The sequence below is a fragment of the Caballeronia sp. GAWG1-1 genome (assembly GCF_023631465.1).
Lineage (GTDB): Bacteria > Pseudomonadota > Gammaproteobacteria > Burkholderiales > Burkholderiaceae > Caballeronia.
Genome location: NZ_JALQDB010000034.1, coordinates 113,588 through 133,413, shown reverse-complemented (window position 1 = coordinate 133,413; position 19,826 = coordinate 113,588). Strand labels below are relative to the sequence as shown.

The 19,826-nt window shown below is 64.2% G+C and carries 20 protein-coding genes; 12 read left to right on the top strand and 8 right to left on the bottom strand.

The features are described from left to right. Positions 1-130: 130 nt before the first annotated feature. The 3 genes from NCT03_RS23885 to NCT03_RS23875 are packed head-to-tail and all read left to right on the top strand — an operon-like array spanning position 131 to position 4,586. On the top strand, positions 131-832 hold the full coding sequence (locus NCT03_RS23885) for an ABC transporter ATP-binding protein (RefSeq protein WP_244830087.1): 702 nt from the start codon (positions 131-133) through the stop codon (positions 830-832). After that, positions 829-3,396, top strand: coding sequence for an FtsX-like permease family protein (locus NCT03_RS23880; protein ID WP_250494155.1), 2,568 nt, complete (start codon positions 829-831; stop codon positions 3,394-3,396). Before NCT03_RS23885 ends, NCT03_RS23880 begins: the two co-directional genes overlap by 4 nt. Beyond that, entirely contained in the window at positions 3,396-4,586 is a 1,191-nt protein-coding gene (locus NCT03_RS23875; protein ID WP_250494154.1) for a lipocalin-like domain-containing protein, read from the top strand. Before NCT03_RS23880 ends, NCT03_RS23875 begins: the two co-directional genes overlap by 1 nt. Before the next feature lie 6 nt (positions 4,587-4,592). Here NCT03_RS23875 and NCT03_RS23870 read toward each other — a convergent pair whose 3' ends face one another. Then, positions 4,593-5,297 carry a DUF4148 domain-containing protein gene (locus tag NCT03_RS23870; protein ID WP_250494153.1) on the bottom strand — a complete coding sequence of 235 codons (705 nt, stop codon included), beginning with the start codon at positions 5,295-5,297 and terminating at the stop codon, positions 4,593-4,595. 198 nt (positions 5,298-5,495) lie between these two features. Beyond that, positions 5,496-6,152: a 5,6-dimethylbenzimidazole synthase gene (gene bluB / locus NCT03_RS23865; RefSeq protein ID WP_250494152.1), complete on the bottom strand. Its 657-nt coding sequence runs from the start codon at positions 6,150-6,152 to the stop codon at positions 5,496-5,498. Between the two features lie 248 nt (positions 6,153-6,400). Between bluB and NCT03_RS23860 the strand changes: the two genes are divergently transcribed. The 3 genes from NCT03_RS23860 to NCT03_RS23850 all read left to right on the top strand — a co-directional run bounded on the left by NCT03_RS23860 (position 6,401) and on the right by NCT03_RS23850 (position 9,187). Next, positions 6,401-7,624, top strand: coding sequence for a PepSY-associated TM helix domain-containing protein (locus tag NCT03_RS23860; RefSeq protein ID WP_250494151.1), 1,224 nt, complete (start codon positions 6,401-6,403; stop codon positions 7,622-7,624). Positions 7,625-7,796: 172 nt separating this feature from the next. Beyond that, positions 7,797-8,210, top strand: coding sequence for a DUF1801 domain-containing protein (locus tag NCT03_RS23855; protein WP_244830100.1), 414 nt, complete (start codon positions 7,797-7,799; stop codon positions 8,208-8,210). A gap of 113 nt (positions 8,211-8,323) precedes the next feature. Next, positions 8,324-9,187: an NmrA family NAD(P)-binding protein gene (locus NCT03_RS23850; protein WP_250494150.1), complete on the top strand. Its 864-nt coding sequence runs from the start codon at positions 8,324-8,326 to the stop codon at positions 9,185-9,187. Positions 9,188-9,191: 4 nt separating this feature from the next. On the opposite strand, the gene NCT03_RS23845 is transcribed toward NCT03_RS23850, so the two are convergent. The 3 genes from NCT03_RS23845 to NCT03_RS23835 all read right to left on the bottom strand — a co-directional run bounded on the left by NCT03_RS23845 (position 9,192) and on the right by NCT03_RS23835 (position 10,936). Next, positions 9,192-9,569 carry a DUF1090 domain-containing protein gene (locus tag NCT03_RS23845; protein ID WP_250468453.1) on the bottom strand — a complete coding sequence of 126 codons (378 nt, stop codon included), beginning with the start codon at positions 9,567-9,569 and terminating at the stop codon, positions 9,192-9,194. Between the two features lie 183 nt (positions 9,570-9,752). Further along, positions 9,753-10,394 (bottom strand): DUF1109 domain-containing protein, encoded by a 642-nt coding sequence (locus tag NCT03_RS23840; RefSeq protein WP_250494149.1) that lies wholly within the window; start codon positions 10,392-10,394, stop codon positions 9,753-9,755. Beyond that, positions 10,391-10,936, bottom strand: coding sequence for a sigma-70 family RNA polymerase sigma factor (locus NCT03_RS23835; RefSeq protein WP_250469490.1), 546 nt, complete (start codon positions 10,934-10,936; stop codon positions 10,391-10,393). The genes NCT03_RS23840 and NCT03_RS23835 overlap by 4 nt, the downstream gene beginning before the upstream one ends. 322 nt (positions 10,937-11,258) lie before the next feature. Here NCT03_RS23835 and NCT03_RS23830 point away from each other — a divergent pair, with 322 nt between their 5' ends. From NCT03_RS23830 to NCT03_RS23820, 3 genes are all read left to right on the top strand, one after another. Next, on the top strand, positions 11,259-11,873 hold the full coding sequence (locus NCT03_RS23830; RefSeq protein WP_250494148.1) for a cytochrome b/b6 domain-containing protein: 615 nt from the start codon (positions 11,259-11,261) through the stop codon (positions 11,871-11,873). A 19-nt stretch (positions 11,874-11,892) separates the two neighbouring features. Beyond that, the gene (locus NCT03_RS23825) at positions 11,893-12,669 is read left to right on the top strand and encodes a molybdopterin-dependent oxidoreductase (protein WP_250494147.1); all 777 of its coding nucleotides are present in this window, start codon (positions 11,893-11,895) and stop codon (positions 12,667-12,669) included. A gap of 70 nt (positions 12,670-12,739) precedes the next feature. Continuing rightward, on the top strand, positions 12,740-12,973 hold the full coding sequence (locus NCT03_RS23820; protein WP_244830106.1) for a pentapeptide MXKDX repeat protein: 234 nt from the start codon (positions 12,740-12,742) through the stop codon (positions 12,971-12,973). 94 nt (positions 12,974-13,067) lie between these two features. On the opposite strand, the gene NCT03_RS23815 is transcribed toward NCT03_RS23820, so the two are convergent. Continuing rightward, positions 13,068-14,180 carry an MBL fold metallo-hydrolase gene (locus NCT03_RS23815; RefSeq protein WP_250494146.1) on the bottom strand — a complete coding sequence of 371 codons (1,113 nt, stop codon included), beginning with the start codon at positions 14,178-14,180 and terminating at the stop codon, positions 13,068-13,070. A 95-nt stretch (positions 14,181-14,275) separates the two neighbouring features. Here NCT03_RS23815 and NCT03_RS23810 point away from each other — a divergent pair, with 95 nt between their 5' ends. Continuing rightward, positions 14,276-14,914, top strand: a complete 639-nt coding sequence (locus tag NCT03_RS23810; RefSeq protein WP_250494145.1) for a TetR/AcrR family transcriptional regulator — start codon at positions 14,276-14,278, stop codon at positions 14,912-14,914. A 34-nt stretch (positions 14,915-14,948) separates the two neighbouring features. Then, entirely contained in the window at positions 14,949-15,689 is a 741-nt protein-coding gene (locus NCT03_RS23805) for a beta-ketoacyl-ACP reductase (RefSeq protein WP_244830109.1), read from the top strand. A 10-nt stretch (positions 15,690-15,699) separates the two neighbouring features. On the opposite strand, the gene NCT03_RS23800 is transcribed toward NCT03_RS23805, so the two are convergent. After that, positions 15,700-17,109, bottom strand: a complete 1,410-nt coding sequence (locus NCT03_RS23800; RefSeq protein ID WP_250494144.1) for an HdeD family acid-resistance protein — start codon at positions 17,107-17,109, stop codon at positions 15,700-15,702. 113 nt (positions 17,110-17,222) lie between these two features. Further along, complete coding sequence (locus tag NCT03_RS23795) at positions 17,223-18,095, bottom strand: GNAT family N-acetyltransferase (RefSeq protein ID WP_250494143.1); 873 nt, start codon at positions 18,093-18,095, stop codon at positions 17,223-17,225. Between the two features lie 237 nt (positions 18,096-18,332). Between NCT03_RS23795 and NCT03_RS23790 the strand changes: the two genes are divergently transcribed. Then, a complete protein-coding gene (locus tag NCT03_RS23790) occupies positions 18,333-19,811 on the top strand; it encodes an aldehyde dehydrogenase family protein (protein WP_250494142.1) in 1,479 nt (492 codons plus the stop codon). Positions 19,812-19,826: the final 15 nt, after the last annotated feature.

Below are 19,826 nucleotides of genomic sequence, written 5' to 3'. Positions count from 1 at the left end.
TGGCTGGTGAACGGGGCGCAGTGGTTTGTGGTGGTGAGCGCGTCGAGGCGAGCGCTGCCGTCGCTGCTTGCCGCGATGGCTCCGGGTACACTACTTGCCCCTTGAAACGACCGTCCCACGCCTGGCCCTCATGCCCTCCATCGCTCCCGCACTCGAATGCCGCCGCCTCAGCAAGTCCTACGGCAACGGCCGCATCGTGCTCGCGGGCCTCGACTTCATCCTCGAATCGGGCGAGTTCGTCGCGATCATGGGCGACTCGGGCGTCGGCAAGTCCACTTTGCTGAATCTGATCGCCGGTCTCGATACCGCCGACAGCGGCGACGTACTGATCGATGGCGCGCCGATGTCCACCCAAAGCGACGATGCCGCCACGCGCACGCGCCGCGAGAAACTCGGCTTCGTCTTTCAGGCGTTTCACGTGCTGCCGCATCTCACGCTCGCGCAAAACGTCGCCGTGCCGCTGCTGCTCAACGCCATGCCGCCCGCGCCCGCGAACGCGATGCTCGCCGCTGTCGGTCTCGCGGGCCGCGACGATGATTTGCCGCGACAGTTGTCCGGCGGCGAGTTGCAGCGCGTGGCGATTGCGCGCGCGTTGGTGCATCGGCCGCGCCTCATTCTCGCCGATGAACCCACCGGCAATCTCGATCCGCAAACGGCGCACGAAATCCTCGCGCTCTTGCGCCACGAAACGAAATCGACGGGCGCCGCGACCATCATGGTCACGCATTCCGAAGCGGCCGCCGCGGTTGCCGATCGCGTGCTCGTGCTCGCGGACGGCACCTTGCACGAGGCGGAATCGCTCGCGGCGTTCAACGCAGCGCGCGTCCAATGACGGCGCTCGCCGCCGCGCCCCGCACGCTCACGCGCTGGTTGCTCGGCGCGCAATGGCGCAGTCATCGCGGCCGCGCGCTGGTCGCCATACTCACTATCGCGCTTGGCGTCGGGCTCGGCTACGCGGTGCAACTCATCAACAGCGCCGCGTTCAACGAGTTTTCCGCCGCCGCGCGCAGTCTGTCCGGCCAGGCGGACTTGCAGGTACGCGGCGCACAGCCGTTCGTCGATGAAAACATCTATCCGCAACTCGCCGCGCACGAAGGCGTGGTCATGGCGAGTCCCGTGCTCGAAGTCGATGCCGCCGTGCCCGGCCGCGATGCGCCGCTCAAGGTGCTTGGCATCGATGTGTTCCGCGCCAAGCGCGTCGCGCCGGACCTCACGGGCGTGCCGTCCGCCGACGCGCCGTTCGACGTGCTGTCGGGCGATGCCATCTTTCTGTCGACCGCCGCATTGCAATGGCTCGGCGCGCGCGCCGGTGGCAAGGTTGCGTTGTTGAGCGGGACCGAGAAGGTGCCGTTGCGGGTGGCAGGCGGAATCGCGCGGGCATTGCCGGGACAGCGCATCGCGGTGATGGACATTGCGGCGGTGCAGACGCGCTTCCATATGACGGGCAAGCTGTCGCGCGTCGATCTGCAACTCGCGCGCGGTGTCGATCGCGACGCCTTCCAGCGCGAGCTGCAGCAGTCGCTCGGAGCGCGTTTTGTCGTCGGACAGACGCGCGATGTCGAAAGCCGCACCGACCGGCTTTCGCGCGCGTATCGCATCAACATGAACGTGCTGGCGCTCGTCGCGCTTTTTACCGGCGCGTTTCTGGTGTTTTCGACGCAAGCGGCGGGCGTCGTGCGCCGCCGCGCGCAATTCGCGATGTTGCGCGTGCTCGGCATGACGCGCAGGCAACTCGTGCGGCAGATCATGCTCGAAGGCGCATTGCTGGGCGTGGTGGGCGCGATCATCGGCATTGCGCTGGGTTATGCGGTGGCGGCGGTGGCGCTGCGCTTTTTCGGCAGCGATCTGGGCGGCGGCTACTTTCCGGGCGTGCAGCCGCGAGTCGGCTTCGAACCGCTTGCGACGGCCATCTTTCTTGCGCTCGGGATTGGCGTGGCGCTGGCGGGGACGCTCGTTCCCGCGCTCGAAGCGGCGCGCGCGCGGCCCGCGCCCGCGCTCAAGGCGGGCAGCGAGGAAGCCGCGCTCACGCCGCTGCGCAAGCCGTGGCCGGCGTTGATCTGTCTTGCGCTCGGCGTGGTGCTGACGCAAGTGCCGCCTGTCTTCGATGCCCCCATCGCCGGTTATCTCGCCGTCGCGTTTCTGCTCGTCGGCGGCATCGCGCTCATGCCGCGTCTGACGGCCATCGTGTTTCGTGCGGCGAGCGTCGGCTATGCATCGCGAAAGAATAAGGCGCCGCGCGCGCGCAGCACGATCGCCACGCTTGCGCTCGCGCGGCTTGCGAATGCGCCCGGTCAGGCGTCGATTGCCATGGGCGGCGTACTGTCGAGCTTCACGCTGATCGTCGCGATGGCGATCATGGTGGCGAGCTTTCGCGTGTCGGTGGAAGACTGGCTCATGCATCTGCTCTCCGCCGATCTCTACGTGCGCATGGCGTCGAGCGGCGATACGGGCGGCTTGCGTCCGGCCGAGCAGGCGCAACTCGCGGCGACGAAGGGCATCGAACACGCGGCGTTTTTGCGCACCTCGCAGGTGACGCTCGATTCGGCGAAGCCGCCTATCGTGCTGATTGCACGCGAAATCGATGCCGTCGATCCGGGCGCCACGTTGCAGATGACGGGTTCCGTGCTGCCGCCTTCGTCGTGGCAACCGAACGAGACGCCGGTATGGGCGTCGGAGGCGACGGTCGATCTTTATGGCTATCGGGTCGGCGAGCGCATTGCGTTGCCGGTCGGCGCGGCGAAGGAGCGTTTCGTCATCGCGGGCATCTGGCGCGACTACGTGCGGCAGACGGGCGCGTTGCAGATTCGGCTCGCCGATTACCGCCGCATCACGGGCGACACCACCGCGACCGACGCCGGCATCACGCTGTCGAAGGGCGTGCCGGCCGCACAGGTGATCGACGCGCTCAAGCACTTGCCGTTCGGCGCCCCGCTCGAATTTTCGCAGCCGGGCGACATCCGCGCGCGCACGCTCACCATCTTCGACCGGAGTTTCGCGGTGACTTATTTGCTGGAAGGCGTGGCTATCGTAATCGGCCTGTTCGGCGTGGGCGCGACGTTTTCGGTGCAGACACTTGCGCGCGCTCGCGAGTTCGGCATGTTGCGGCATGTCGGCGTCACGCGCGGGCAGATCCTGGCGCTGCTTGCAAGCGAAGGCGGCTTGCTTACCTTGCTCGGTATTGCGATGGGTTGCGTGCTTGGGTTCGCGATCAGTTTGATCCTCGTGTTCATCGTCAATCCACAGTCGTTTCACTGGACGATGTCACTGCATGTGCCCTGGTCAATGATCGCGATCATCGGCTGCGTGATGCTCGCTTCTTCATGCGCGACGGCGGTGCTGGCGGGAAAACGCGCGGTGTCCATCGATGCCGTGCGCGCGGTGCGGGAGGATTGGTGATGCGTGCGTCTTTGCTTTCGACGATGATGCTTTTGGCGACCGTCGCAGGCGCGGCAGATGCGGCAGATGGGGCAGGCGCGGCAGATGCGGCAGATGCGGCGAATGCGGCAAGCACCACGGAGACGTCCGACACAGCCAGCGCCGCCGATCGGCAATTCGCATCCGTCAGCCCCGGCTACTCCATCCAATGGCCCCAAGACACCGGCTCCCACCCGGCTTACCGCACCGAATGGTGGTACGCAACCGGCTGGCTCGAAACACCCGATCACAAGCCGATGGGCTTCCAAATCACCTTCTTCCGTTCGAAGACAGGCAAGGGCGAGCCAACGAGTGCTTTCGATCCATCGCAACTCATCATCGCGCATGCCGCCCTGAGCGATCCCGCGCACGGCCGCCTCGTGCACGATCAGAACGTCGCGCGACAAGGCTTCGATCTCGCCTACGCGAAAAACGGCAACACCGACGTCAAGCTCGATTCATGGCGCATGACGCGCGCAGCGGACGGCCGCTACACCGTCAGCGCCGATGCCGCCGGCTTCGCATTGCATCTCGTCTTCGCGCCGACGCAGCCGCCGATGCTGCAAGGCGATGCGGGCTACTCGCAGAAGGGCCCGCTTCCCGCGCAGGCGAGCTACTACTACAGCGAGCCGCAATTGAGCGTTAGCGGAAGCGTCACGCGGCCGTCGGCATCCGAGAAAAAAGGCGATACGGTCGCCGTCACCGGCAAGGCCTGGCTCGATCACGAATGGTCGAGCACGCTGCTTTCGTCGGATGCATCCGGCTGGGACTGGCTCGGCGCGAATCTCGACGACGGCTCCGCACTCATGGCCTTCAAGGTGCGCAGCCGTGACGGCCACGCGATCTGGGCGCATGCCGCATTACGCGATGCCGCCGGACACGCGACACAATACGGCCCCGCCGACGTCGACTTCACGCCGCAACGTCAATGGCGCTCGCCGCACACGGGCACGACGTATCCAGTGGCGATGAAGGTGCGCGTTGGCGCGCTGCAATGGCAGCTCGCACCGCTCATCGACGATCAGGAACTCGACTCACGCGATTCCACCGGCGCGCTTTACTGGGAGGGCGCGGTGACCCTGACGGGGACGGGTTCCGCGCCCGCTCAACGGGGGCGCGGCTATCTCGAACTGACGGGTTATGCGAAGGCCATCGAAGTCGAAAAGCGCTGACGCCGGTTAGGGCGCCGTCGCGCTCGGCGTGCCGCCGGGACCGTAAGGATCGGGATTGCCGAAGCGAGGCAAGTTGCCGTTCATGCGCGCCCGGCGCAACTCGTCCTGCACTTCGGCGCGCGTTTTCGGCGCCTGAGTCGATACGACGTAAGCCGGCGCCGCGTTAGCAACCGGGCTTGGTTTCGCGGCTACTGGCATGGGCGCATCCGTGGCCGGAGCGCGCGCGGGTTTATCGAGCGTATTCGCGGCTGCGGATTCGAGCGGCGCGCGTTGCACGGGCGGCACAGGCGCGCGCACCGCCGCGGCTTCAGGCGGCGCTACGCGGGTTTGCGCGACGGCATGGTTACCGCGATGCTTTTCGCGCGCAGTCTTTCTGGTTTCCAATGCCCGCTTCTGTGCGCGATGCACGCGCGCCGGTTCTGCCTGTGCAACCGGCCTGGGCGCGGGTTCATCGCGTGTAATTTCGGGTGCGGTTGCCGTTGCGGTCGCGGTTTCGGGACGCGCATCGGCGACGGCTACGACAGGCGCCTTTGCAGGCTCCGGCGTTTCCTCGCGCACGCTGCCGCGCACGACTGCGCCGCGGTCGCGCGACATCATGTTCGTCCTGTCGTCGCTGCGTCGGTCCTGCTTGGGCAGCAGGTTGACGGCCAGCAAGGACAGCACGATGACACCCGCGCCAATAAACGTAATGCGGTCTGCGTAGCGGAGCATGAGAGCGTGATCCTCCTTGAATCGTCTGGCGAATATGGCGGACAGCGTGCATCGGACCACCGCGTATCAGATTGGTACGCGCGATGCCGTCCGACGGATGCGCCAATCGTTCGCCAATCGCCGCCAAACTCACTCGATTGATGTGAAGGATCACCGCGCCGCCGCGTCACTTGTAGTGCGCAACGCGCGGTCCAGGCATCAGCTTTGATCCGATGCCGCCGGCCAGCGGTTCTCGAACACGCATTCCTTGCGGGTACGGCGCTTGGCCCAGCCTTCGGTTTCGAGCATGGGTTCGTCGTAAAAGCGCTCGACATGTCCCAAGCAGAGAATCGCGACTGGCTGCGCGCCTTCCGGCATGCCGAGCAGGTCGGCGACGTCGTCGGGATCGAATATGGAGACCCATCCCATGCCGATGCCTTCCACGCGCGCCGCAAGCCACATGTTCTGGATGGCGCACGCCACCGACGCGAGATCCATCTGCGGCAAGGTGCGCCGGCCGAAGACGTGCGCCTCGCGTCCGTCCATGAGCGCCATCACGATGATTTCCGCGCACTCGCGCATGCCTTCCACCTTGAGCGCCATGAAAGCTTCGCGACGCTCGCCGAGGGCATCGGCGGTGGCGACACGTTCCCGTTCGACGATAGCGTGAAGCGCTTCGCGCGTTGCATCGCATGTGATGCGCAGCATGCGCCAAGGCTGCATGAAGCCGACGCTCGGCGCACACAGCGCGGCATCGACGATACGCTTCAACGCGTCTTGCGCGACCGGTTCGCGCGTGAAGTGGCGCATGTCGCGCCGTTCGTGGATTGCACGATAAACGGCATCGCGCGCGGCTTCGTCGAAAGGCTCGTTCATTGAGAAATGCGCTGGAAAGTGGGTTCGTGCTGCGCGGATTCTAGTTCATGCGGGTGCGCTCGCGCTGTTCGTGCTGCATGGCCGATGTCTCCATCAAGTGCAAACAAGCCCATGCTGAATGCAACAACAGCTTACAAAAACCTTGATTGATACCATGCGCGAGCCGTAGAATGCGAACCATTCTTATTTGACGAGCGTCGCTGGCATGTTGGCAATTGCGTTGAATGATCTTCCGAAGGCGTGCTGACGTGCGGCCCGTTCTGGTTCGGCTCCATCGATGGCTCGGCGTCGCGACAGCGCTCTTTTTGTTCGTGTCCGGTCTCACCGGCGCGGTGATCGCGTGGGATCACGAAATCGACGCGTGGCTCAATCCGGCGTTGTTTTACGCGCGCACGGAAGGCGCCGCGTTGCCGGCGCTCGAACTCGCGCATAAGGTCGAAGCCGCCGATCCGCGCGTTCAGGTGACGTATCTGCAACTCGGCGCCGAACCCGGCCACACGCTGCAGATGCTCGTCACGCCGCGCACGAACCTGGCAACGGGTGCGCCATTCGATGTCGATTACAGTCAGGTCGCGGTCGATCCGGCAACGGGCGTCATTCAGGGCAAGCGGCTGTGGGGCACGGTGTCGCTGGCGCGTATCGATCTGATGCCGTTCCTCTACAAACTGCATTACACGTTGCATCTGCCGGTGCTCGGCGGCATCGATACGGGAACGTGGCTGCTCGGCATCGTCGGGATTTTGTGGTTCTTCGACAGCGGCATCGCGCTCGTGCTGTCGTTTCCGAGCGTCAAGGCATGGCGCAAGTCCTTCGCGTTTCGCTTTAGGCGCGGCGGTTATGCGCTCACGTTCGATCTGCATCGGTCGGGCGGCGTCTGGATCTGGGGCTTGCTGCTGATGGTCGCCATTACTTCGATATCGATGAATCTCGGCGATCCGGTCGTGCGTCCGCTCGTCTCGCGCCTCTCGCCGCTCGCGCCGACCATGTTCGATAACCCGGAACTCACGCGCGCGGCGCCCAAGGGCAGCACGGCGTTGCCGGCCGAAAGCGTCCTCGCGAACGCCGTCGCGGATGCAAAGCGCCTCGATATCGCCGCACCGCCCGGCGCGCTGTATTACCTTCCGGCGATGCAAGCTTACGGCGTCGGCTTCTTCGCTCCGGGCAACGATCACGGCGACGGCGGTCTCGGCAACGCCTGGCTTTACTACAACGGCTACACCGGCAAGCTCGCCGGATCGTCGATTCCTGGACGCGGGTCGGCCGGCGACATCTTCATGCAGGCGCAGTTTCCGTTGCACTCGGGACGCATCATTGGCGTGACCGGACGCGTGCTCATCAGCTGCGTCGGCGTCATGGTGGCGATTCTCAGCGCGACTGGCCTGATGATCTGGCTGCGCAAACGCACGGCGCGCTCGCGCTCGGCGGCGTCGGCACGCGAACGCGTCGCACGCGGCCAGTCGGTTTCGTCCTGATTTGCTGGGCGGCATCGGCGGGTGCTTCGTGCATGACCTGAGAGTGGAAGACGCCTCTGCGAGTCGAAAGACCGCCGAGGCGTTTTTTTGTGGCGCGTGCGCGGATTCGCGGGACGGCGAGACCCTGTGCAGTACCATCACTCGGTGCATGAAAAGAAGACATGGAGCACTCATGAATGCATCGGAACAGATCGACGAATTGATCGCGGGAATCACCGACTGGCGCGGCGAGACGTTCGCGGACATTCGCCGCGTGGTTCTCTCGGCGGACCCGCGCATCATCGAGGAATGGAAGTGGATGGGCAGCCCGGTCTGGTCGTGCGACGGCATGATCGCGGTGGCCAACGCGCACAAGGGTAAGGTGAAGCTGACCTTCGCGCACGGCGCGGGTATTGCCGATCCGGACCAGCTCTTCAACGCGGGCCTCGAAGGAAACGCGCGACGCGCCATCGACTATCTTGAAGGCGACAAGGTCGATGCCCGCGCTTTGAAGGCGCTCGTGCGCGCGGCTATCGCTTATAACCAGACCAAGCTCAAGAAGAACGCGCCTGCGCGCAAGCGGGTGAAGGCGGGTAGCGAAGGTTGAACGGCGGACATAACGCGGCGTCATCAATCCAATAACCTCAAAGCCATTTTTAGCATCGAATACGCGCTCTACCATTCGACTCATCGTTTCATAACGAACACGGAGAGTCGATCATGTACGTCATCACGGGAATCAGCGGAAAGGTAGGCGGCGCGCTCGCCAAGGCATTGCTCGACGCGGGTCAGACGGTCCGCGCGGTCGTGCGCGATGCAAAGAAGGGCGACGCGTGGAAGGCGCGCGGCTGCGAGGTAGCGCTCGCCGACATGACGGATGCGCGAGCGCTCGCGGATGCGTTCGAAGGCGCGACGGGCGTGTTCATTCTTCCGCCCTCGGATTTCGATCCGGCGCCCGGTTTTGCGAGCGCGCGCGAAGTGATCGATGCGATCGTCGCCGCTATCGCGCTAGCGAAGCCGAAGAAGATCGTTTGTCTGTCGACCATCGGTGCGCAGGCGAAAGAAAGCAATCTGCTCTCGCAACGCACGCTGATGGAAGAAGCGTTGAGCAAACAGCCGATTCCCGTGACCTTTCTGCGTCCGGGCTGGTTCATGGAAAACAGCGAATGGGACGTCGATACGGCGCGCGCCGAGGGCATCGTCCATTCGTTCCTGCAGCCGCTCGATCGCGCCATCCCGATGATTGCCACGGAAGACGTCGGCCGCACCGCCGCCGCCTTGCTCCAAGAGGAATGGAGTGGTGTGCGGTATGTCGAACTCGAAGGCCCGCAACGCGTCAGCCCAAACGATATCGCAGCGGCGTTCGCGCAGACGCTCGGTAAGCCGGTGCGCGCGCAAGCCGTGCCGCGCGAACAGTGGGAAGCGTTATTCGTGAGTCAGGGCATGCAGCATCCCACGCCGCGCATGCGCATGCTCGACGGCTTCAACGAAGGCTGGATCGACTTCGAAGGCCCGGTGGAGCGTGTCCGCAAGGGCTCGGTCTCGCTGCTGGCGGTGATCGGGAAACTCGTTTCCTCGCGCTGAAGTTTCAAGGCGCCGCTTCGGTCTGCGCACGCGCGAGTTCCGCGTGCGCTTCATCCACCTTGCGCTGGCGCTCCGCGATCTTCTTCGCGCTCTTGCCTTCGGTCTTCGCTTTCTGCAGATCGTGCTCGCGTTCGGCGAGCTTCTTTTGCGCGGATGCGACCTTGCGCTGGCTCTCGTTGCGTAAGGACGCTTCCGTGCAATTGGCGTTCAGTTTGCCAAGTGCGGTTTCCAGGCCATCTATACGACTCGCATTGCCATGCGCACGCGCATAGGTAATTTCCTCTTCGATCGAGGCGCGCTTCGAGTCGCAACTGGTCTGTGCGGAACAGAAAAGCGGCATGGCCGCCATTGCCAGACATGCCGCCTTGAACGCCGTTTTCATAGTCGATCCTCGCGATGAATGGTCCGTCAGCATAGCGCAAAGCGCTTGACCCATTTGCCTGCTTGCGCCAACTTGCCGGTTGCGGATCTTTCGATCGAAACGAAAGATGGCTTGGAATGACCGGCGCTCCATTCACGCACGCACGAAAGCACGGCGAGCGCAGCGAGCAAGCCCGACGTCTTATCACCAACGCAGCAAGCGCGGCCCGAGCCATGCGCCGATAGCGGCAGGCATGAGCATGCCGATGGCATACCACACGCTCCAGAACGCGGGGCTCATCTCCGGGCAATGCAGGCAATACGCCAGCGTGGCGAGCGAGCTTGCGAGTAAGCCCGCGACCGCGCCAGCGAGCCGCAAACGTGTGGGTGCAAGCCCTTTGACGGCCCAAAACACGGCCGGAAACGTCGGCAACGATAGCAGTGTGATATTGAACGGACAACTGCGCCACGAATGCCCAAGAACGAGCGGCGCGCGGTCCACGGGAAGCGCGGCCGCGAGGACGAACGCCCCGGCGACCCACACGACGACGAAAGGCAGCACCACGAGCGCCCACGCATGACCCGCGCGCGCACCCGGCCTGCCGAGCCGCGTCACGGCGAGCAACGCGCCGATGCCGACGCACGAGGGAAATGCGATCTTCGCCCAGAACATCGCGGTGCCCGCGACGCTGCGCAAGTCGGGCCGCATTCCATAGACCATCAGCATTAACACGACGGAGCCGAGCACACCGAGCGGCAACGCCTCGCCGAAGCGTCGTGCAATGGCCGCGCGATCGACGCGCGTTGCACCATTCGAGAGGAGATCGATCAGGTCATCGGTTTTCATCGGATACCCCGGATGCGCGCGGCAAGTGCCTTCAGGCCGCGATGCACGCCCACCTTCACCGCCGACTCGGACAGCCCCGTGATGCGCGCCGTTTCGGTGACGGAAAGGCCTTCGAGCTTGACATGAACGATAGGCAAGCGCTGCTTGTCAGGAAGATGTTCGAGTAACTTGCCGATGTCGTGACGAGCGCGCGCGGGTTCGTCGTCGCTGAGCGCGAAGAGGTCGGTATGGTCGTCGAGCGGGTCGTTCAGCGATTCGTGACGCGAGCGCGAGCGGAAGAAGTCCGTCAGCTTGTAGCGGGCAATGGCATGCACCCACGCCGTGAGCGGTTCGTCCGGCCGATACGTATGCCGCGCATTGTGCACGGCGAGCAGGATTTCCTGCACGAGGTCTTCGACATCTTCGCGATGCTGCGGAATACGTTTGCGCAGATAAGCCCGCAAATGCCGCGTCAGCGCCTGCAGGAATTCGCGGTAGGCAGTCTGCTCGCCGTCCAGGCCGAGCACGAACAGAGCCTTCAGGCGGTGTTCCGCGTCATGCAAGATGGGTCCTGTGTTGACGAGGCGACGAATGGGCGATTCCGCATTGCGCTGCGTGGCCGCGCGGTCACGTTCACGTTCTGGATCGGTCGATCCAGAATAGCCGAAGCCAAGATGCGTCGCAACATTGGCGCTGATTGCGTGCAACGTGCCGTCGGTGTTCATCGTCATCGTCGTGTAGTGGAAGGGTCGACCTGGGTAGTTCGTTGCAAAGCGTCCCGTGGTTACAGTTTCTTTGCATCGATAAAAATGATGTGTCGCTGTAACCGGCGGCGCGTTGGCGGCGAATTACTCGGAACACAACCGCGTGGCGCCCCGAACGATCATGCAAACCACTCTTGTCGATCAGCCTTCTGAACCCGTGCATCCGCTCTGGCTGCGCGTCTCGCACTGGCTCAATGCCTTTGCCGCTTTCATCATGCTGTTCTCGGGATGGCGCATCTACGACGCATCGCCCGTCTTTCCCGGCTTCGTCATTCCGCCATCGATCACCCTTGGCGGCTGGCTCGGTGGCGCGTTGCAATGGCATTTCGCGGCAATATGGCTGCTGTTCTTCAACGGCATCTTCTATCTGATACTCAATCTCGCGAGCGGCCGTTTCCTCGCCAGGTTCTTCCCAGTGTCGCCACGCGCCGTATGGCGTGACCTGGTCGCGGCGCTTACCGGCAAGCTCTCGCATGGCGACTTGCGCCAGTACAACGCGGTGCAGAAGCTCGCGTATCTCGTCGTCGTGATCGATCTGATGGTGCTCGTGCTCTCAGGGCTCGCGATATGGAAGTCGGTGCAGTTTCCGCTGCTGCGCGAACTCATGGGCGGCTATGACCGGGCGCGCGTCGTCCATTTCTGCGCGATGGCGGTGATGGCGGCGTTCATCGTCGTCCATGTGGCGATGGTCGCACTCGTGCCGCGTTCGCTTCTGACCATGCTGCGCGGCCGTTGAACCGATACGAGACTCCACGATGAAACCCAAGGACAGAAGCATCATGACGCTCGATCGTGCATCGATTCTCGCGGATGCGCGGCGCGAACTCGATATGCCGTCGCGGCGTCTTTTCGGCAAGCGCCTGTTGTCGCTCGGCGGACTGGCGATGCTCACCGGCTGCTCGATCACCGACGACGACTCGGTGAACACATTCCTGACTGCGGTATCGCGGCTCAACGACCGCGTGCAAGGCGCGCTATTCGATCCCGCGCGGCTCGCACCGACCTACACGGAAGCGCAAATCACGCGGCCGTTTCCATTCAACGCGTTCTACGGAATCGACGACGTACCGAGCGTGAATGGCAGCGACTATCGGCTGAAGGTGAGCGGGCTCGTGGCGGGGCAGCGCGTATGGACCTTGCCGCAGCTTTACGCGCTGCCGCATGCCGAACAGATCACGCGCCATATCTGCGTGGAAGGCTGGAGCGCCATAGGACGTTGGGGCGGCACGCCGTTCTCGGAGTTCCTGCGTCGCGCCGGCGCGGATACGACGGCGAAGTACGTCGGTTTTCGTTGTGCGGACGACTACTACGAGAGCATCGACATGCCGACGGCGCTGCATCCGCAGACACTGCTCACTTTCGATTACGACGGCGAACGCTTGCCGGCGAAATACGGTTATCCGATGAAGCTTCGCATGCCGACCAAGCTCGGCTACAAGAACCCGAAGCATATCGTCGAGATCTTCGTCACGAACACGTATCCCGGCGGCTATTGGGTCGACCAGGGCTACAACTGGTTCGGCGGTTCATGATCGCCGCTCGTTGAAATCCGGCTTTGGCCGGAGCAAAAGACTCAACCTCACTCACTCAAGGAGAAGTAGCATGAAGCAATTGATGACGGCAGTTTTCACCGCGGTCCTTGCAATCGGCACGACGGCCGCATACGCGCAGGCAAGCGATACGATGGCGCAGGGCTCGATGAGCAAGGACAGCATGTCTCACGATTCCATGAGCAAGGACGCGATGTCGCATGACTCGATGGGCAAGGGCGACAAGATGAAGAAGCACGACAAGATGAGCAAGGATCACGCGGCTTCGGGCGCGATGGCGCAGTAAGCGCAAAGGCCGGGAGTGATATCCCGGCCTTATTCCTTTTAGAACAGATGCGCTTCAACGCCATGCGAAGCGACAACCGCTGCGGCAACGAGCATCACGAAGACTCACGTCCCGCGCACCACCGCCATCCTGTCTTCACCGTCTCGACTTCCGGCACTTCGCGCCACCACTTATCACCGCGATGCGGCTCGACCAGATTCAGCCGCTCGCCCATGCGCGGCGTCGCCAGCGCGATACCCCGTGCAAGCGCGAGCCCCGTCACGCGCTCGAACGGTTCCTGCCAGCGATGCATCGCCAGATCGAACGTGCCGTTGTGAATGGGCACGAGCCAGCGGCCGCGCAAGTCCACGTGCGCCTGGACGGTCTCCTCGGGCTGCATGTGCACGTAGGGCCACTGCGCGTCGTAGGCGCCGGTTTCGATGAACGCGACATCGAACGGTCCGAGCCGCTCGCCGATGGTCCGAAATCCATCGAAATAGCCGGTATCGCCGCTAAAGAACACGCGCAAGGCGTCATCGACGATCACCCACGACGCCCACAATGTGCTGTTGCCGTCGAAGAGACTGCGGCCGGAAAAGTGCTGAGCGGGCGTCGCGGTGAATGCGAGGCCGTCTAGCTCCACGCTTTGCCACCAGTCGAGCTGGCGCACCTTGCTCGCGTCGATGCCCCATTCGATCAGCCTGTCGCCCACGCCGAGCGGCGTCAGAAACACGTCCGTCGTCGCGGCGAGCGCAAGCACGGTCTCGCGGTCGAGATGGTCGTAGTGATCGTGTGAAAGGATCACGCCGCGCAACGGCGGCAGGTCGGCAAGCGCGATGGGCGGCGCATGAAAACGCTTCGGCCCGACATTGCGGAACGGCGATGCGCGCTCGCCGAACACCGGATCGGTCAGCCAGAACTCGCCGCGCAGTTTGAAGAGCAGCGTGGAGTGGCCGAGGCGAAAGAGGCTGCGGTCCGGCGCGGCATCGAGTTGCGCGCGCGTCAGTGTCAGCACGGCCGGCGGCTCTACGGGCGCGGTGCCGCGCGGCTTGTTGACGATCATGTTCCACATGATGCGCAAGGTCTTGCCCATGCCCTCGGCCGGACGCGGCTTGACATTGCGAAAGCGCTCGCCGTCGTGCTGCGGCGACGTATGCGACAGTTCGCGTCCGCGCCTGGCTGCGGTGAGTCCGAGCGCGCGGCTGATCGAGGCGGTAATCGACGTCATGGCAAATGGCATCCGGTTGGTGCAGCAGGAAAGTAGACTGCCCAGTGTAGTTTATTTTCGAGATGAAAGTAAACCGCTCAGTGTAAAATTGCCTGATGGAATCGAACGCTGACCAACCTCGTCTGACCGACCGCAAACGCGCCGCCATCGTGAGCGCGGCGGTGGAGGAATTCATCGCCTCGGGTTATGACGCCACGAGCATGGACCGCATCGCGGCGCGCGCGGGGGTATCGAAGAGAACGGTCTACAACCATTTCGACGGCAAGGACGCGCTGTTCGCGGCGATCCTCCATCAGTTGTGGACCGCAAGCCAGTCCGACGACGCTCCTGCCTACGACCCTCGATCGCCGTTGCGTGCGCAGTTGCTCGACCTGCTTGCGCGCAAGTTGAATCTGTTGAACGACGCCGCGTTTTTATCGCTTGCGCGAGTGGCGATTGCGGAGGGCATTCATTCGCCCGAGCGCGCGCGGGAAATGGTCGGCAAGCTTGGCGAGCGTGAGGAAGACTTGATGCGATGGATACGCGCCGCCGCCGCCGATGGCCGCCTGAATGTGGCGTCGGACCCGGCGTTCGCGGCGCAGCAGTTGCATGGCATCGTCAAGGGATTCGCGTTCTGGCCGCAGGTCACGATGGGTCAATCGCCCTTGTCCAAGCGCGAGCAGAAGCGGGTGGCGGAAGCGGCGGTGGATCTCTTTCTGGCGGGGTACGGCGTGCCCGATTCATCGTCGAAATAACTTTAATTTTTCCCTTAAAACAAGGTTCGAACGAATGAGACTGAAAGGAAAAGTAGCGATCATCACGGGCGCGGCGCAGGGCATCGGCGCGGCCACGGCACTCAAGTTCGCGCAGGAAGGCGCGATCGTCGCGGCATGTGACCGCAATGCGGAAGCGCTGGGAGCGGTGGTCGAAGCGTGTCGGCAAGCGGGCGCCGAAGCGAGCGCATTCTGCGTCGATATGTCGGATCGCGAGCGCGTCGACGAGATGGTGGCGACGGTGCGCGACCGCTACAAGCGCATCGACGTGCTCGTGAACAATGCGGGCATCACGCGTGACGCACGCCTGCAGAAAATGACGCTCAAGCAATTCGACGATGTCATCGACGTGAATCTGCGCGCCGTCTTTCACGCGAGCCAGGCCGTGGTCGATGGCATGATCGCGCAAGGTTCGGGCGTGATCCTGAATGCGAGTTCGGTGGTCGGCATCTACGGCAATTTCGGGCAGACCAATTACGCGGCGGCGAAGTTCGGCGTGATCGGTTTCACGAAAACGTGGAGCCGTGAACTCGGGCCGAAGGGCATCCGCGTGAATGCGGTTGCACCCGGTTTCGTCGATACCCCGATTCTCGCGACCATCCCCGCCGAAGTGCTAGAAAAGATGCGCGCCGATGTGCCGCTCGGCCGTCTCGGCAAGCCCGAGGAAGTCGCGAATGTCTATGCGTTCCTCGCAAGCGACGAAGCCAGTTACGTCAACGGCGCGGTGATCGAGGTAGCGGGCGGCATGACGCTTTGAAGGTTGGCGTTCAGCCCGGTTCCTTCACTTGCCCGGCTTGCGCGGCGGCGTCTTGCGCCGCCTCTTCTTCCGCACGCCAGCGCTGACGCGATCGATACATCGTCGCCAGCGCAATGCGCGCCATCTTCACCCAGCCCGAACGGCGCGGATCGGCCAGCATGCTGAGCGCGCGCGCGTAGTCGAGCGTCAGGCCCGGCGTCCACGCCATGGTCGCCGCGCGCTTGCGCACTTGCGCCGCCACCCATAGCTCGGGCGTCGTCATGATGCGCACGAGCGGATTCCACCCGCCGCGCTTGCCCCACACACGCGCCGATGCGCCTTCGATGGCCGCTTCGAGCGCGCGCGCCACGGTGCTCGAACAGTTGCGATACGTGAGGTTGTAGGTCGTGTCGCGCTGATATTCCTGCCAGAAGCGCGCGAGCCTTTCGGGATCGTAATTGCGGATGCGTACCTGTTGCGTCGACGGGCACCATGCTTTCGATTCGGTCGCGTAGTCGGGTTGAAACATGCCGGGCACATCGTTATCGCGGGTCGCACGCAAGAGGCGCGAGAACTCGTCCGGCGAGCGGTCTATCTCCACCGCCGGATACAGGCTGATATACACGCCCTCGGGCGTTTCGAGCGCGGCATGGCCGGTCGAGATGGTGCCGTTGCGGTCGACGGCGGCAATGTACCGGTCGATGATCAACTGCCTGCGCGGCTGCATCTTCGCGGTGCCGACCGGCGTCCATACATGCACGGTCAAGGCGGCTTCGTCGGGTCCGGGAGGGCCGTCCCAGACGACGCCCGCGACCGGCGTGCGTGCCGCCTGCACGGACGCCTGCGATGCAGCTGCGGCGGCCGCGGCGTCATCGGCTGCGGGGTTGCGCGCGAGACGCCGCACGCGCGAGGCGAGCAGCAGCATGTTCCATCCACCGAAGAAAAGGCCGAACGCCACGCAATAAGCCACCGTGCCCGCGTAGTAATCCGGATACGGCTGGTAGAAGAAAATGGCGATGGCGATCTCGAACACGCCGCCTGCCATCGCGAGCTTCCAGCGGCGATAGCGGACCACGCGCGCGGAGACGATCTGCAACGCGCCATCCACGAGAAAGAGCGTGCCGAAGATGAGCGACAGCACGAAGTTGCCGCGCTCGCCGCCGATCAGCACGAGCAGCGCCGACAAAGAGAACGCCGCGCCCTTAACGTAGCGCAGCGTGCGTTGCCCGCCCATGCCGGTCCATGCAACCGCAAGCGTGGCGAGTCCTTCGAGCAGCAAGGCGAGCGCGAACGGGATGATGGGAAAGTACAGCGAGCCGTCGAGGGCATCGACGAAAATGACTCCGCCCAGCGCGATGCTCAGAAAGCCGAGCACCATGACTTCGCGCCAGCGCGTGCGCAGATAGTCCACGCCGAGAAGAATCATCACGAGACGAACCATGTCGAAGCTCCGTCGAACTGTTCGGTGCGTGGAGTGCGTCCATTCGCAAACGACGCGGCCACTCACTATATAAAGCATCGGACGGGGAAGCGGCAAGCTCGCGATGACAAGCCCTAACCTAACGCCTGACTGGCGATGGCGTATTCGATCGATGTGGCATCGACGGGCAAGGGACCATTGCGCACCACGCGCTCGATGCTGTCGACATGCGGCAAGCCGAGGCCTTCGAGCCATGTCGAAAGTCCGAGCCTCGCGGGGCTATCGACACGTACGAACATACCTGCATGCAGCGCGAGCCAATAACTGATGAGCGCTTTCGCGCGGCTTTCATTCGGCGAGTCGGGCGCGACCACCGGGCCGATCACATGACCGTCGCCGAAGCGCCGGAACAATGCGAAGCCGAGCAACTCGCCGTCGCGATCGAGCGCGATACCGCTTGCGACATCGAGCAATTGCGGCAGCACGGCGCTGCGATCCAGCCCGCTTGCGCGCGAGGCGAGATCGACCAGACGCGGCGTGTCGTTCGCGCCGATGGGCCGCAGCCGCTCGCCCGGCGGCAGCGAAACGAGCGGCGGCTGAAACGCCGCGCCCTGATGCTGATGGATGGTGCCGGTCTTCTCGAAGCCGAGCGTTTCGCATAGCGCGAGCCCGGAACCGATCGCATGCATGACGACCGTGCGCGCGCCGAGTTCCCGTATGTGCCGCTCGATCAGCTCACGGCCGATGCCGAGTTGCTGATGCTCCGGCGACACGATGAACATGCCGATGGACGCGGCCTCCACACCGAACTTCCACGCGAGCGCCGTACCGACCACCGCGCCGGAAGCGTCGACGGCGGCGATGCCGCTGCTGGTCTGCGCGGCAAACCGCCAGTCGTCCGGGCGATGCCGCCACCGGACGGCGCTCGACAACGCGTGTCCTGCCGCGATGTCGTCGGGCGTGAAAGCGCGATATCGAATCGCATCGTGCTGGTTAGAGTCGGGCACGCCGGCCTCCTGGTTCTGAGCGTTCTGTAGACGGTTATCGCGACTGTGACATCGCACAACGCGCATGACTAGGACGATCTTCCTATCAAGCGTTGCGCCTTTGATGCAATGCAAAACCACGGGTTAGGCGTGCAAGAACGCGCCCGATATGCCGATTGCGCAATTTTGTCAGCGAATTATGCCGGGCCTTCGGACCTAAGATTTCATACGACATCAACGCATACAAGGCCCAAGCACATGGACCGTTTCGATCCCGCCGTCATTGCCGTGCCGCGCGGCCACTTCATCGGCGGCGAGTTCGTCGATGCAGGCACCACGCGCATCGACGTCACGCGGCCTTCGGATGGCGTCGTGTACGCATCCATTCCAGTCGCCGATGCGGCCATGATCGACCACGCCGTGCAGAACGCCTACACCGCGTGGCGCACGAGCGGCTGGGCAAGCTGCGCGCCACGCGAGCGGGCCCGCGTGCTGCGCCGTTTCGCGGATCTCGTTGCCGCCGACGCCGCCACGCTCGCGCCGCTCGAAGCGCTCGGCTCCACGCGTCCCGTGCGCGATGCATTCAACTGGGACGTGCCGTTCACCGCCGAAGGCATCCGCTTCTACGCGGAACTCGCCGACAAGATCGGCGGTGAGGTCGCGGCGACGGATCATCGGCATCTCGGCATGACCATGACCGAGCCGTATGGCGCGATCGGCGCCATCGCACCGTGGAATTTTCCGCTGGTGATGGCGTCGTGGAAGATCGCGCCGGCGCTCGCGGCCGGTAACGCGGTGGTTCTCAAGCCTTCGGAGATGACGCCGTTTTCGGTGCTGCGTCTCGCCCGGCTCGCGCTCCAAGCCGGCGTGCCGCCAGGCATCTTCAATGTTGTTCAGGGCGATGGCCGCACGACCGGCGACGCGCTCGTGCGTCATCCGCGCATCGCCAAGGTGACGTTCACGGGTTCGACACGCACGGGCGCCGCGATCATGGCCGCCTGCGCCGAGACCGGCACCAAGCCCGTGACGCTGGAATTGGGCGGCAAGAGTCCGCAGATCGTCTTCGCGGATGCCCCGCGTATCGATGAAGTCGCGCGGCGTATCGCCGGTGCGATCGCCGGCAACGCGGGCCAGGTATGCGTCGCGGGATCGCGGCTCCTGGTCGAGCGTTCGATCGCGGATGAACTCGCCGATCGCATTGCACATGTATTCGGCGAACTGCATGCCGGACCGACCTGGGCCGCCGACACCACCTTGCCGCCGATCATCTCCGAGCCGCAAGCCGCGCGAATCGAAGCGATCGTACAACGCAGCGTGGCGAGCGGCGCCGCGCTGCGCTGCGGCGGAGAACGCCCGCATGCCGCGACGCCCGGACCGTTCTATGCGCCGACGCTTCTGACCGGCGTGACACAGGAAACGGAAGCCGTGCGCCACGAAATCTTCGGCCCGGTGCTGACCTTGCAGACCTTCGACAGCGAAGAGGAAGCGCTCGCACTCGCCGCTCACCCCGACTATGGCCTCGCCGCCGGCGTGCACACGGCGGACCTCGGCCGCGCGCTGCGCATGGTGCGCGGCATCGAGGCGGGCACGGTGTGGGTCAACCGCTACGGCCGCACCAGCGACTTCGTGATTCCCACCGGCGGCTACAAGGGTTCGGGCATCGGCAAGGACCTCGGGCGGCAAGCCTTCGAAGCCAATTTGCGCATCAAGAGCGTGCTGATCGACATCGGTCAATGAACGATCGATCGTGCG

Excerpts from the sequence above, each read along its gene's own strand:
- NCT03_RS23885 (WP_244830087.1), top strand. The coding sequence starts at position 131 with ATGCCCTCCATCGCTCCCGCACTCGAATGCCGCCGCCTCAGCAAGTCC.
- NCT03_RS23880 (WP_250494155.1), top strand. The coding sequence starts at position 829 with ATGACGGCGCTCGCCGCCGCGCCCCGCACGCTCACGCGCTGGTTGCTC.
- NCT03_RS23875 (WP_250494154.1), top strand. The coding sequence starts at position 3,396 with ATGCGTGCGTCTTTGCTTTCGACGATGATGCTTTTGGCGACCGTCGCA.
- NCT03_RS23870 (WP_250494153.1), bottom strand. The coding sequence starts at position 5,297 with ATGCTCCGCTACGCAGACCGCATTACGTTTATTGGCGCGGGTGTCATC.
- bluB (WP_250494152.1), bottom strand. The coding sequence starts at position 6,152 with ATGAACGAGCCTTTCGACGAAGCCGCGCGCGATGCCGTTTATCGTGCA.
- NCT03_RS23855 (WP_244830100.1), top strand. The coding sequence starts at position 7,797 with ATGAATGCATCGGAACAGATCGACGAATTGATCGCGGGAATCACCGAC.
- NCT03_RS23850 (WP_250494150.1), top strand. The coding sequence starts at position 8,324 with ATGTACGTCATCACGGGAATCAGCGGAAAGGTAGGCGGCGCGCTCGCC.
- NCT03_RS23845 (WP_250468453.1), bottom strand. The coding sequence starts at position 9,569 with ATGAAAACGGCGTTCAAGGCGGCATGTCTGGCAATGGCGGCCATGCCG.
- NCT03_RS23840 (WP_250494149.1), bottom strand. The coding sequence starts at position 10,394 with ATGAAAACCGATGACCTGATCGATCTCCTCTCGAATGGTGCAACGCGC.
- NCT03_RS23830 (WP_250494148.1), top strand. The coding sequence starts at position 11,259 with ATGCAAACCACTCTTGTCGATCAGCCTTCTGAACCCGTGCATCCGCTC.
- NCT03_RS23825 (WP_250494147.1), top strand. The coding sequence starts at position 11,893 with ATGAAACCCAAGGACAGAAGCATCATGACGCTCGATCGTGCATCGATT.
- NCT03_RS23820 (WP_244830106.1), top strand. The coding sequence starts at position 12,740 with ATGAAGCAATTGATGACGGCAGTTTTCACCGCGGTCCTTGCAATCGGC.
- NCT03_RS23815 (WP_250494146.1), bottom strand. The coding sequence starts at position 14,180 with ATGACGTCGATTACCGCCTCGATCAGCCGCGCGCTCGGACTCACCGCA.
- NCT03_RS23810 (WP_250494145.1), top strand. The coding sequence starts at position 14,276 with ATGGAATCGAACGCTGACCAACCTCGTCTGACCGACCGCAAACGCGCC.
- NCT03_RS23805 (WP_244830109.1), top strand. The coding sequence starts at position 14,949 with ATGAGACTGAAAGGAAAAGTAGCGATCATCACGGGCGCGGCGCAGGGC.
- NCT03_RS23800 (WP_250494144.1), bottom strand. The coding sequence starts at position 17,109 with ATGGTTCGTCTCGTGATGATTCTTCTCGGCGTGGACTATCTGCGCACG.
- NCT03_RS23790 (WP_250494142.1), top strand. The coding sequence starts at position 18,333 with ATGGACCGTTTCGATCCCGCCGTCATTGCCGTGCCGCGCGGCCACTTC.